Here is an 11480-nt window from a genome sequence, read left to right as displayed (position 1 = left end):
CCTGTTTTTGACGGTCCGCACTTTTATAGCGCCATAGCATTGCCGAACCACAACGGTGGTATGGTGGCGAAAAGGGGAGGACAGTGATGGTCAAGACTCGCGATGTCGCGGCACTCTTTTGCGGGGTAGCGCTCAGTGCTGTGTCTGCTGGCCCAGCGGTGGCACAAAATGCCGCGGGTGTAGAGCAAGCGGATAGCGACGCCCGCCTGAATGTTTCCGACATCATCGTGACAGCGCAGCGCCGCGAGGAGCGCTCTCAGGATGTTCCGGTGGTGGTCACCGCCTTTTCGCCGGACGCGATGGAAAGGCTGAACATGGCCCAGCCGCAGGACCTTTATGGAAAGGTTCCCTCGCTGGTCGTCGGCAACGCCGGAACGGCAACCCGTGAATCGCAGACCTATACCATCCGTGGTCAGGCGGCGAGCTTCCTGGCGTCGCCCGCTGTTGTCCAATATTTGAACGAAGTTCCCTTGCCCTCCATCATCAGCCTCCCGCAGCAAGGCGGGCCGGGGATGTTTATCGACCTTGAAAATATTCAGGTGCTATCAGGGCCGCAAGGCACTTTGTTCGGCCGCAACACGACAGGCGGCGCGGTTCTGTTTCAGGCTCGCAGGCCGACCAATGATTTCAACGGATATGTCGAAGGCAGCCTCGGCAACTACGAGTTGCGGGCCATTGAAGGTGCGATAAACCTGCCCATCGTCGACGACAAACTGATGGTGCGGGTCGCGGGCGCGTTCCGGGACCGGCGAGGTTTCACAAAGGATATCGTCTGGAATAAATGGCGCGACGATGTCCACTATTATACAGGCCGGATTGGCATTTTGTTCAAGCTGAACGAGCGCCTTGAAAATTATTTCATGGCCTATGGCAGCAAATCGTCGACTAATGGATCGGGGCAGATCCACACGGCCTTCAACCTCGCCGGATTGGTGGGACGAGGTCTCTGCACCAACGGGACGCCGACACCGACCGTTGCTTCATGCGCTGTATATGCGAGGCAGACCGAGATCGCCCAGCAGATCGGGCCGCGTCGCACGCGCCTGTCCGCAGACTCTTTCAGTGACATCGACACATGGGGCGTGATCAACAATACCGCGTATGAACTCAGCGATACGCTAACTCTCCGCAACATCGTCAGCTTTCAGAAGCTCAGGGTGGATTACGGGAATGACGCCGATGGTACGCCGCTCCAGCAGTATCAGCAGTCCCAGGATGCCGCGCTGCCTGACTTTCCCATCGCCGGATTCGGGGATGAATTCGGGCTGCCTGGGACGCCAGGCAATGTTTATCTCAATGGCACGGGAGAATTCGGGCTACCGCGCGACCATGTGAAGCAGTTAACAGAGGAACTGCAATTGCAAGGTACTGCCCTTAACAACCACCTCAACTTTTCCGTGGGCGGCTTCTTCTTCGACAGCAGGCCCGTTGAGCTTTGGCGCTCCAGGACTGTAAACAACTGCCCGGCGGCCTTCACCGGGCAGCTGACCGCGGGTTGCATTCCATCGGACGGCTATTCGGGCATCAGCACCCGCTCGAAGGCGTTATACGGTCAGGGCACGCTGGATCTCGGCATAGTGTCACCCAGTCTTGCCAATCTGCGGCTGACGGCAGGCTATCGCTATACTTGGGACAAGATCAAGGGCTTCAGCAGTTCCTGGGCGATCAGCGACGCCCCGACCGCGATATCTGCAACCAACCCGATTTCAGATCCGGACACCGACCTGGACGACATCCAGTGCCTGTTCGGCACCCCCGCGCTTCAACGCTATGTGAATACCACCGACGGCTTTGACCTGTGCAGGTTCGACGCGACACTTAAAAGCAGCGCGGGAACCTGGACCATTGGACTCGACTACAAGCCGATATCGAACCTGATGCTCTACGCGAAGGTTAATCGGGGCTATAAGTCGGGCGGCTTCAATAGCTTTTCGATCAGGCCGTCGACCACGACGTTCCAGCCGGAAACGCTCACATCCTACGAAGCAGGTTTGAAATCGGATTGGCGCCTTGGTGGCGTCCCCCTTCGCTTCAATGCGACCTATTATTATTCCGACTACAAGAATATTCAGCGCTCAGCCGGCGACATCGATCTTCCCCGCGCAGGTGCGGCGGTATATGCGGCAACCGCTACTATCCAGGGCTTTGAGATCGAGAGTTCCATACGGCCTACTGAGGCTATCGCGATCGGCGCCACAGTTAGCCATGCGGACGGGGACTACAAGCAATATGAAGTTCCAGCTCCGCTCGGCGGCGTAGGCTGCAACGGCGTGGTTCCAGCGGGAGGCAGTCTGGATCTATCCTGTTCCCGGTTCCAGTTTCTGACGCCCTGGATATATAATATCAATGCGACAATTGATCTGCCGCTTCCGGAAGATATGGGCGAGATGAGCCTGTATGCGAGCTATGCGCATGTGAGCTCGCAATGGACGGCTCCCCGTCCCACCGAGCCTGGCGGCGCTCTTGAAGGCTATGGGCTCCTGAACGCCTCGCTAAACTGGAGAAACGTTGGTCGAACCGGCGTTGATCTAGCCATCTTCGGCACCAACCTCACGAACAAGCTGTATCGGGTGAGCTCCAACAACGTGTCCTCTAGCAGTTTCGTCCAGAGCACGCTGTACGGTGAACCCAGGATGTTCGGCGTGAAACTGCGCTATAGCTGGGGACGCTGAGGCCCTAGGAGGTCTGCCCTGCACCTATCGGAGGCGCATAATTCTGCGTTGAATGAAATTCGCGTCCCGACTGGCGGAGTTCGAGGAGATTGCAGGGGTAATCCTTTTACCTAGTCCTTGTGCCGCTTCGCTGCCGGGAGCAGTGCCTGCGAACAATGAGCAGGTCCATGTCGTGATAGGGGGTGGGAGGGACGCGGCCCTCCCACCCGGTTCAGGATGCTGGCTGCTGCGGCGTATCCTGACGCACCTCCCGGCGCATGTCGGTTATTTCGCGTTTCTGGCCGACTGTCAGGGCTGCGATCTCCTCGGGCGCCTGGGTCCATGGCAGGTCGAAGCCCATGTTTACCGTGCCATAGCCGAGCAGTTGCCGACAGCGTTCGGACGCGCCCTCCATCACCTTGGGATCGAGAATCATGGGGAAGGGAACGAGCGGCCGCATCCAGCTGTGGACATAGCCGGCAATTACGCCCGCCCGCTCCCGATCCTTGCTGCGGTTGGCGCCGGTGCCGTGATAGAGGCGGCCGTCATAGACGAGTACCGATCCGGCCGGACCCAGTGCCGGCAGTGACTCATATTTCACCGAACCGTCCTTCAACGGCAGGTGACCCCAAATATGGCTTTTCGGCACGACACGGGTGGCGCCGACTTCCTCGTCGAAATCATCGAGGAAATAGATCATCCGCGCGAACAGCGGTGCGTTTATATAGGGGCGGATGAAATCTGTGTCGCCATGGATCCCCATGTCGCTGCTGCCCGGCCGGGTGACATTGGCGCTAAGCCCGTGCAGCAGAAAAGTTTCGTTCAGATAGGAGGGGCCAAGGATTTCGGCCGCCATCTCCAGCGCAAAAGGATGTTCGGCAAGGTCGCGGAAAACAGGGTGCCGGTCGCTCAGCACCGACAGGCGACGATTGACGGCATCGCGGTCCGTGTAGGATTCCTTGATCTTTCCCGCTTGCTCGTCCTTTTCGATTTCCCGGGTCAGGATGGCGCGCATCGTCCGGACCTCTTCGGGGGAGAGCACGCCCTTGGCGATGCCATAGCCGAACTCGCGCAGATCCGCCTTGACCTGCTCCCAATCCGGGGTCGCCACGGGAAATGGCCCTTCGGGCAGCTTCACAATATCCACGGTCAATCCTTTTCCCTTCCACATCTTGCTGTCACGCATTTATCCGGCGCGGCAACCCACTGCATCGTCCGCGCGGACCATGGCTGCTGCGATCATCCTGAAAAGGCGCGCCGGCGCATAGTCCCGCAGGACTATGCGTCTTTCGCCCCGACGTTATATCTGCCGGGCATTACGGAATAAGGTAGAGGAGCCCCATGTCAGACGCCGAGATTCTGGACGCCCCCGGCAGGGACATGACCCGTGACGCTATGACCAGGCTGTTGTCGCCCCGATCGATCGCGCTGGTCGGAGCGTCCAATCAATTGCCGCGGATCGGCGGACAGCTTTTCGCCAACCTGAAACGGGCGTTCGACGGACCGCTCTATCCGGTTCATCCGTCCGATGCGGAGATCATGGGCGTTCCTGCCTTCGCCTCGCTTACGGAGATTGGCGCGCCGGTCGACCTGGCTGTGGTGGCCGTGCCCGGCCATGCGGTCCCGGCTGTGATCGAGGAAGCGGCGGCGCTTAACGTCGGGGGCGCCGTGGTGGTGACTTCGGGCTTTGCGGAAATGGGCGGGGAAGGCGCCGCGCTCCAGGAACGGATTGCTACCATTGCTCGCCGGGCCGGCGTTCGCCTGATCGGACCCAACTGCATCGGATTCATGAACGTCCATGGCGGTGTCATGGCCAATTTTTCAATCGACCCGAGCGCGCCCCTGCCGCGCGCGGGCGGGGTGGCGCTGGTGTCGCAGAGCGGCGGGTTCGGCTCCTATATCGCCGCGATGGCGATCAAGGCGGGGCTGGGGCTTGGCTGGTTCGTCAGCACGGGCAACGAAGCGGACATGAGCGTTGCCATGACGCTGCGCCATCTGGTTGAACAGCCCGAAGTGAAAGTGCTGCTCGCCGCCGTTGAAACGCTGCGGCACCCCGAGCTGTTCATCGAAACCGCCGAGCGGGCGCTGGCGCTGGACAAGCCGATCATCCTGCTGAAGGCGGGCCGAAGCGGCGACGCCGCCCGCGCCGCGCTGAGCCACACAGGCGCGATCGCGGGATCGGCCGAAGTGCTGGACGCGGTATGCGCCCAATATGGTGTGCATGTCGCCGCATCGATGCAGGACATGCTCGACATGGGGCTGATGTTCGAAACCGGCAAGCGCACCGCCGGCCGCAGGCTGGCGATCGTCACCTCGTCCGGCGGCGCGGGCGTTCTGCTCGCCGATGAAGCCGCGCGCGCGGGACTGTCCGTGCCGGAGCTGCCGCAGGAGGAACAGGATGCGCTGCTCGCCGAAATGCCCCAGCCTTTCTACGGCAACCTGTCCAACCCGGTGGACACCACCGCGCAGGTAATGAGCAAGCCCGAGGCCATGGGCAATCTGCTCTTCCGGCTGGAGCGGAGCCCCTCCATAGACATGATGACCACTGTCGCATGGGAACAGGCCGCGACACATCTTGAGGTGATCGTTGCTCTGGACCAGCGCAGCCCAAAGCCCCTCTCGCTTCTGTGCACCGGCATCGTTCCTTTCGTCAGCGAGGCTGGTACGCCGCTCTACCTTGATCCGGGTCGGGCCGTGCGGACGCTGGGCGCGCTCGCCCGGCAGTCGCTGGATCGGCCGGCGCCCTGTCGCGGCGAACCCATCGACATGACCCGCGCCGCGCGCGCCCGTGCCATGCTGCCTGACGTTGCAGAGCGCACCGTCCTCATGGAGCATGAAGGCAAGCGGCTGTTCGCTGAATATGGCATTGGCGTGACGCAGGAGCGACTGGCCGCGACACCGGCCCAAGCTGCCGCAGCGGCGCGCGAAATCGGCGGCTCGCTGGCGCTCAAGGCGATGAGCGTCAACCTGCCACATAAGTCCGATGCGGGCGGCGTGCGTCTGGGCGTGACGGCAGATCGCGCCGAGGAAGAAGCAGCCGCGATGCTCGCCGACGTCGCGCGGCTGGCGCCGCAGGCGCAGGTCGAGGGCATATTGGTGCAGGAAATGGTGCCCGCCCGCATCGAACTGACGGCGGGGATAAAGCGCGACGAGGTCTTCGGCCCGGTCGTCGTCCTGGGGCTGGGCGGCCTGCTGGTCGAGATCCTTGCCGACGCCGTCATGCTGCGTCCGCCCTTCGACCGCGCTGCCGCACGCAAGGCACTGGAAAGCTTGAGCGACGGCCGGATCATTCACGCCCGTCGCGGCCTTGATGCGCAGGAGGTGGATGCCGTTGTCGGACTACTGATGAGCCTTGGCCAGATGGCTCGCGAACTTCCCGAAATCGCTGAGGTAGACGCCAATCCGGTGCGCATCGCCCATGGCCGCGCGGTCGTGGCGGACGCCTTGGTTATTTTGGCGTCGGCAGAGGACGCCCGATCCTCTGCCATGGATATCACGCCTTCGGAGCGCAGAGCATGAGCGGCATGGCGGGCCAGGCGGCGTTGGAGATGGACCCGCCCGTGCCAATAGCGAGCAGTCCACGAACCGGCATGGGAGCCTGGTGGTCGGTCTTCGTCCTGACCCTGCTCTATTCGCTGTCGCTGATGGACCGTCAGATCATCTCGCTGATGGTTCAGGATATTCGCGCCGATCTGGGCATTACCGATTTCCAGGTCGGTCTGCTTCACGGCCTGGCCTTTGCCCTTTTCTACGTGACCTTCGGCCTGCTGTTCGGATGGGCGGCGGATCGCTTTTCCCGGCGCGGGATCATCTTCGCGGGGGTCACGATCTGGTCGATCGCCGCGGCATCTTGCGGCCTTGCCCGCAATTTCGGGCAGTTTGCGCTCGCGCGGTTCGGCGTTGGGGCGGGGGAAGCGGCGCTGAACCCGGCGGCCTATTCGATACTGGCGGACAGCGTGCCCAGTACGAAACTGGCGACGGCCCTGTCTGTGTTCGGGGCGGGGGCATTCATTGGCGGCGTGCTGGCGAAGATTTTCGGAGCGCTCATGATTAGCGCCATGCCACCCGAAGGGCTGGTGCTGCCGCTGCTGGGCCAGACGGCAGCGTGGCGGATCGTGCTGATCGCCACCGGCCTGCCGGGGTTGCTGATCGCCTTCCTGGTCTGGACCCTGACCGATCCGCCGCGCAGCAAGCCCGTGGCGTCCGGCTCTTCCTATCGGGACGCGTTGCGCTTCGTGAAGCGGCACAGGCGCTTCTTCACCGGGCATTTCATCGGCTATGGCCTGCTCGCGGCAACCTCTTATGGCTATGGTGCCTGGCTGCCCACCTATCTTATCCGCAAATTCGATCTGCCGATCACCACGGTCGGCGTGTTGATCGCCACCGTGGCGCTGGTCTTTGGCGTAGGCGGCACGGTGGGCAGCGGCGCGCTTGCTGACCGCATGTTCGCGCGCGGCAGGACCGACGCGCATCTGCGTCTCTTCATTGTATTCGCTGCCGTCCAGATCTGCGTGACCGCCGCCGCTATGTGGACGGACTCGCTTGTGCTGTTCATGATCCTGACCGGCATCTTCATGGCGTTGGCATCCTATACGGGCGCCGCCGCAGCCGCGCTCCAGATCGTCACGCCCAGCGAATATCGCGGGCAGGTATCGGCTATATATCTTGTCATATTCACGCTTTTGGGGATCGGTCTCGGGCCGTTGGTGGTGGGCGCGATGACGACCTATATATTTGCCGACGACGCCATGCTGGGCTGGTCGATCGCCCTCACTTCCGCGGTGCTTCTGCCCGCCGCGATGCTGGCGCTGGGTTGCGCCCTCCGCCCTATGCGGGACGCCATCGCCGCGACGGAGGGCGGCGCTGACCGCTGAAAATCCACATCGCCGGATCAGGGCAGGCCTCCGCTTGACGGCATCCGGGGATTGCTTACTGTCGGCGGCAGGGCCGACAGGCCAAGTAGATAGAGCGCTCGCAGAAGCGCCAGCACGTAGAGGGTCGATCTGCCATTGGCGGTGCCAGGCGGATCGCTCAGGAGAGATTGATGCAGTTTGCGTACCGCGCTCCAGCCAATCCTTCGGTCGACCGGATGATCGACCATGTTTATGAAGATCTTTCCAGTGTCGAGCCGACCGCCGTCAGTGCGGCGATGCTGCGCGACAGCCTGGGCGCGCGCTTCGTCGGGGTCCAGATGCTCGTGGGCGGCACCCGCGACCGCTTCAGCTATATACTGAACGCCGGGTTCAAGCCGCAGCAGCAGGTGCAGGACCAGATCGTCACCTTGAGCAAGAGCGCGGCGCGTGGAGCTGCCTGGAGCATCGAGCTACCCGCCTGCGGCCAGTTCAGCCAGTCGATCGACCTCTACCACCTGCTGCGCGGCAATCCCAACGAGGCCAACCTGCGGGATTATTTCGCTGAACTGGGCATCCGCCACATGATGTTGGCGACCTGCTATCGGGATGAGGACTGGCGCTATCTATTCTTCGCTACGCGCGCGCCGCAGCAGGATCCGTTCAGCGAGGGCGAACGCGCCACGCTTGGCCATATGGTCCCGCATTTCCGGACCGCCTTCCGTGCGCGCTCGCGGCTGTTGGCGGCCGATGCCATGAATCGCTGTTTGTCCATGGGTCTGGATCAGCTTGGCGTGGGCGTGGCCATCCTCGACCGCCAGGGCAGCATGGTGGAAATGAGCGCCGCCGCCGAGCATATCCTCGCGCAGAAGGATGGGCTGGTTCACAGCCGGCGACTTTGCGCGTCCGCCCCCGGTGACGACCGCCGTCTTCAGGAGATAATCCAGCAGCTTGCCAGCGGAAGCGCGCGGGGTCGGCCGCGTGCGATGGCCCTTTGGCGGCCATCGGGCAAGGCGCCGCTGGAGATATTGGTGGCTTCGCTCGCCCCGGGCGGCGGCGCATCGCGCGGGGTGGCCGTCTATATGCGCGACCGCGAGGCCATGTCGTCGATCCAGCCGGACATATTGCAGGGCCTGTTCGGGCTGACGAAGGCCGAAGCGCAAGTCTGCGTCCATCTCGCCGATGGTTTGGCTCCGCCGATGATCTGCGAAGCGATGGGCATCAGCCATAATACAGTGCGGGCGCATATGCGCTCTGTCTTCGCCAAATGCGATGTGGACAGCCGGGCCGATCTGCTGCGGCTGATTATCAACAGCCCGGCCTACCTTGCTCTGCGGCGCGATGCACGGCCGGAAATGTCCAGCAAAAGTCGCCACCCGCATTACCAAGCCGCATGTATCCCGGCGTGAACGATCCGCTCCTTCCGGACGAACTGATCGACATGTTTTATGACGATCTGGTTGCCATCCGGCCCGAGCGGCGCGCGCTCGAAACCATGAGTGAACTGCTCGGGGCGGATGCGGTGATGCTCCGTTTCTCGATAGCGACGGGGGCTGGTGCCTGGCTGGCGGAAATCGTCGGCCGGGAAGATCTGTTCGATGATTCGGGTTTAAATCGCGTCGTGATACTGACCGCGGCAGGAGAGGGCTGGGAACTGGACTGCGCCCGTCTGGCGGAGGCGCCTTTCGACGAGCAGGCGGAAGATGTGTTCCTGGAATGCGCCGCCCATGTCCGCCGGGCGATGCGGTTGCGGGAGCGGCTGCTGGAGAATGGCGCGGCGGTGCATGCCGTGTCGGGAACGATCGACCGTCTGGGAATGGGGGCGATGATCGTTCGCGGCAATGGACGCCTGATCCAGGCGGACGCCCGCGCCAACGCCATCCTGAAGGAACGGGATGGACTTTCCCTTGTCGGCGACCGTCTTACTGCATCCAGCGCGGCAGACAAGCGCGCGCTCGACGCGCTATTGCGCGCGGTCGCGGATAATGAACTGCCGAGCGGCGCGATCAGCCTGTCGCGCCCGTCCGGCCGGCCCGCGCTGGGCCTGGCCATCAACCGGCCGCCAGCGTCAGTGGGCGGCGGCGCGATCGGCCTTGTCGTTTCCATCCGGGATTCGGGCGCCGGCCTTATTCAATCGGTCGATGCGCTGCGCGACCTGTACGGACTGACCGGCACCGAAGCGACACTCGTCGGCGACCTCGTAAATGGCGGATCGGTGCAGGAGACGGAAGAGCGGCGCGGCATCAGCCACAATACGATGCGCGCGCATCTGCGCTCCATCTATGCGAAGGTTGGAGTGGGCCGCCTGTCGGAGATGATCCACCTCGTCTCGTCGGGCACTGGTCCGCTCGCGCAAGGCCGCACGCACGCCTGACGCCGGGCCTTGCGGAAAAGGCCCGGCATTTGCGTCAGATCGGCTGAACGATCTCGATCATATGCCCTTCGACATCGGTCAGGAAGGCGACGCGAACCCCATATTCGGGCCGGTCCACCGCTTCCTTGGCGACGGCGCCGCCATGCGCGACGGCACGTTCCAAGATCTGATCGACGTCGGGCACCTTGAAACCCAGCAGCAGTTCACCGGGGGCGGGGGGCGTGCGGTTGACATAACATTTCAGCACGACTGAGGGGATGTGGGGCATGTTGGGCGGCTTGGCGATGATCTCGTCGATCTGCTCATGCCCTTCTCCCATTTGAACGCGGGCAACTTCTTCAAGCCCGAATACGTCCCGGTAGAAGGCAAAGGCGCGTTCCACATCTGCAACGATGATTTTGGTGAAGCCAAACTGGGAACAATCGACCTTTTCCATCTTGTGGAGTTTCCAACTTACTGCCGTCATAGCGCTCTCCTCTCCGTGATCCCGATGGGCATTAAAGCAGAGCGTGCTGATGCGCTTAGTCCTGTCGGACGATGAGTGGCCCTTTGGCTCGCGGCAATACCAATCCGGAAAAGGTGGTGAGGCGCTCCGCTCGGCAAGCCCGAAACTTGGGCAGCCAAATCAGCCACCTGCGAGGAAAGGAATATTGGATGCGCGTGAACGCAACTGCCCTGCTGTCAAGCCCGGCTGAATCGTCAAGAGGATTGCTCTGATGACCGGCGGAACACGCGGCGCCGCTGAGCTGTTCCGCGACGGCGTGGCCGTCATCACCGGCGCGGGGTCAGGCATAGGATTGGGCCTGGCGGAGCGGTTCGGATCGCTTGGCATGACGGTGGTGGCCGCCGACATATCCCGTGACCGGGCCGCCCTGACGGTAGCGGCGATCAAGGCGGCGGGCGGACGAGCCCACGCCATGACGGTGGATGTCGGCAACGCCGAGGATATCAGCTGCCTGGCTGCATCCGTCCATGATCGCTTCGGCGACGTGCGGGTGCTCGTCAACAATGCGGGCATAGAGACTGTCGGCTTTACCTGGGAGATCTCCGCCGACCGGTGGGACAGGACGCTCGACATAAACATACACGGCGTCGTCCACGGTTGCCGTGCCTTCCTGCCGCGGATGATCGCCAGCGGCAAGGAAGCTTGGGTCGCAAATCTCGCGTCTGTCGGAGGCTTCGGGCAGATGCCGATCCAGACATCCTATATCATGAGCAAGCATGCGGTGCAGTCCTTTACCGAATGCCTGTCACTGGAAATAGAGCTTGCTGGAGCGCCGATCCACATCGCATCGGTCATTCCCGGTATGGTGCGCACCCATATTTTCGACGCCACCGAAGCTGATGAAGGCGCCGTCGCCGTGGCGCATCGTACCGCCATGCGTGAAGTAATGGCGGCCGGAGGCATGGATCTGGCGAAGGCTTCCGAACGGATCGTTGATCAGCTTGCTGCCGGTGCCTTTTGGGTATCAACGCAGCCCCGCATGACGCGAACGTTCCTCGACGCCCGCATATCCTTCCTGCGGGATCAGTCCCGCCCGCGTCTGGCCGATGACCTGATGCCGATCTTCGCGGACATGCCGGTTGCGACATAACAGCGCTTTA

At 62.6% G+C, this 11480-nt stretch carries 8 protein-coding genes; 6 read left to right on the top strand and 2 right to left on the bottom strand.

Going from position 1 to position 11480, the window contains the following annotated elements; all coding sequences use genetic code 11:
* Nucleotides 1-86: 86 nt before the first annotated feature.
* On the top strand, nucleotides 87-2672 hold the full coding sequence (locus NCHOL11_RS10865) for a TonB-dependent receptor (protein ID WP_097092319.1): 2586 nt from the start codon (nucleotides 87-89) through the stop codon (nucleotides 2670-2672).
* Nucleotides 2673-2883: 211 nt separating this feature from the next.
* Here NCHOL11_RS10865 and NCHOL11_RS10860 read toward each other — a convergent pair whose 3' ends face one another.
* Nucleotides 2884-3837, bottom strand: coding sequence for a phytanoyl-CoA dioxygenase family protein (locus NCHOL11_RS10860; RefSeq protein WP_097092318.1), 954 nt, complete (start codon nucleotides 3835-3837; stop codon nucleotides 2884-2886).
* A 155-nt stretch (nucleotides 3838-3992) separates the two neighbouring features.
* Here NCHOL11_RS10860 and NCHOL11_RS10855 point away from each other — a divergent pair, with 155 nt between their 5' ends.
* From NCHOL11_RS10855 to NCHOL11_RS10840, 4 genes are all read left to right on the top strand, one after another.
* Nucleotides 3993-6170: an acetate--CoA ligase family protein gene (locus NCHOL11_RS10855; protein WP_097092317.1), complete on the top strand. Its 2178-nt coding sequence runs from the start codon at nucleotides 3993-3995 to the stop codon at nucleotides 6168-6170.
* Complete coding sequence (locus NCHOL11_RS10850) at nucleotides 6167-7525, top strand: MFS transporter (RefSeq protein ID WP_097092316.1); 1359 nt, start codon at nucleotides 6167-6169, stop codon at nucleotides 7523-7525. The genes NCHOL11_RS10855 and NCHOL11_RS10850 overlap by 4 nt, the downstream gene beginning before the upstream one ends.
* A gap of 170 nt (nucleotides 7526-7695) precedes the next feature.
* Entirely contained in the window at nucleotides 7696-8910 is a 1215-nt protein-coding gene (locus NCHOL11_RS10845) for a helix-turn-helix transcriptional regulator (RefSeq protein ID WP_097092315.1), read from the top strand.
* A complete protein-coding gene (locus NCHOL11_RS10840; RefSeq protein WP_141397850.1) occupies nucleotides 8907-9875 on the top strand; it encodes a helix-turn-helix transcriptional regulator in 969 nt (322 codons plus the stop codon). The genes NCHOL11_RS10845 and NCHOL11_RS10840 overlap by 4 nt, the downstream gene beginning before the upstream one ends.
* Nucleotides 9876-9909: 34 nt before the next feature.
* On the opposite strand, the gene NCHOL11_RS10835 is transcribed toward NCHOL11_RS10840, so the two are convergent.
* Nucleotides 9910-10341, bottom strand: a complete 432-nt coding sequence (locus tag NCHOL11_RS10835; protein WP_097092313.1) for a VOC family protein — start codon at nucleotides 10339-10341, stop codon at nucleotides 9910-9912.
* 250 nt (nucleotides 10342-10591) lie between these two features.
* On the opposite strand from NCHOL11_RS10835, the gene NCHOL11_RS10830 reads away from it, so the two are divergent.
* On the top strand, nucleotides 10592-11470 hold the full coding sequence (locus NCHOL11_RS10830; protein WP_097092312.1) for an SDR family NAD(P)-dependent oxidoreductase: 879 nt from the start codon (nucleotides 10592-10594) through the stop codon (nucleotides 11468-11470).
* Nucleotides 11471-11480: the final 10 nt, after the last annotated feature.

Source organism: Novosphingobium sp. Chol11 (assembly GCF_900218065.1).
Lineage (GTDB): Bacteria > Pseudomonadota > Alphaproteobacteria > Sphingomonadales > Sphingomonadaceae > Sphingobium > Sphingobium agri.
Note: the sequence above shows the minus strand (reverse complement) of the source record. Positions and strands in the feature narration are given on the sequence as shown.